Raw genomic sequence first — 1295 nt, 5'->3', positions numbered from 1 at the left:
GCCCTTCGACCTCCCTGCCCGCCCTGCCGGTCACGCCACCGGCCGCCGTGCCCTTCGGGGCCATGCCGTCGACGCGCAGCCTCCGGAGCGGGTCCGGCCGGAACCTCCTGAGCCACCTCGTGACGGGCCACCCGGTGGCGACGATCGCCCGGTGCCGGTGCCCCTTGGCCACGGCCTCCACGACCAGCGGCACCCCCGCCGCCTGCGACAGCGCCCCGGTGAGCGCCCCGCCCATCCCCGGCCGGCCCGCCACGGCGCCGCGCTCCGCGGGACCGGCCTGCTCAGGAGCCGCGGTGGCGAGGCCGGCGGCGGCGGTCGTGACGTCGGCGGCCAGCCGGGCGGACCAGGACTCGCGTTCCGAGACCCGGTCCTCGAGGAGCTCGCGGAGTTGGGGCAGCCCCGTCCCGGTCCTGGCGGAGACGGCGAGCACCGGAACGCCCTTCATCCCGTCGTCGTCCAGCAGCCGGCGCATGTCGCGCAGGCAGCGGTCGACGGCCTGCGCGGGCAGCCGGTCCACCTGGTTGAGCACCACCACCGTCACGTCCCGGTGCGCGGCCAGCGGGCGCAGGTAGCGCTCGTGGAGCGCCGCGTCGGCGTACTTCTGGGGATCCACCACCCACACCAAGAGGTCGACGAGCTCCACCAGGCGATCCACCTCCAGGCGGTGGGAGATCCGGATGGAGTCGTGGTCGGGCAGGTCCAGGAGGATGAGCCCGGACAGGTCGCCGGCGGTGGCGGCGGAGTGGCGCTGCGGGACGTCGAGCCAGTCCAGCAGCGGGCCCGCGCCCTCGCCGTCCCACAGAGCCGCCTGCGCGGTCGAGGTCGTGGGCCTGGTGACGCCCACGGCCGCCAGCTCCGCGCCGGCCAGGGCGTTGTAGAGCGACGACTTGCCGCTGCCGGTCGCCCCCGCCAGCGCGGCCACGGTGTGGTCGACCGACAGGTTGCGGCGTGCCCCGGCCCGCTCGGCCACCGAACGCGCACCGGACACCGCCTGCTCGGGCAGCCGTCCCTCGGCCAGCGAGGCAGCCTCCAGCAGGGCGGCGAGCCTGGAGTCGAGAGACGGGCCCTCCTTACGGCGCAGCAGCTTCACGGCCTCTCCTCCGGGTCGGGCGGCATCGGGCCTCGCACGGGCCCGACGACCGGAAGCTCGGCGGTGGGCCGTCCTGGCGGTTCAACGGGTTCGGCGGCAGGCAGCTGTGGCCGAGCGGGCCGGGGCACGCCGCAACCTGTCGGTCGACCACACCGTGGCCGCGCTGGCGGGGGCGACCGGCAGCGGCAAGTCGTCGCTCTACAAC

Annotated in this window: 1 protein-coding gene; it reads right to left on the bottom strand. The window is 76.2% G+C overall.

What is annotated here, in order from left to right:
* Positions 1–1090, bottom strand: a 1090-nt coding sequence (locus tag E1292_RS50405) for a YfjP family GTPase (protein ID WP_181958433.1), incomplete at its 3' end; no start/stop codon positions are given.
* Positions 1091–1295: the final 205 nt, after the last annotated feature.

The sequence above is a fragment of the Nonomuraea deserti genome (assembly GCF_004348685.1).
In the GTDB taxonomy this organism is placed as follows: domain Bacteria; phylum Actinomycetota; class Actinomycetes; order Streptosporangiales; family Streptosporangiaceae; genus Nonomuraea; species Nonomuraea deserti.
This window is presented reverse-complemented; position numbering and strand designations above follow the sequence as displayed.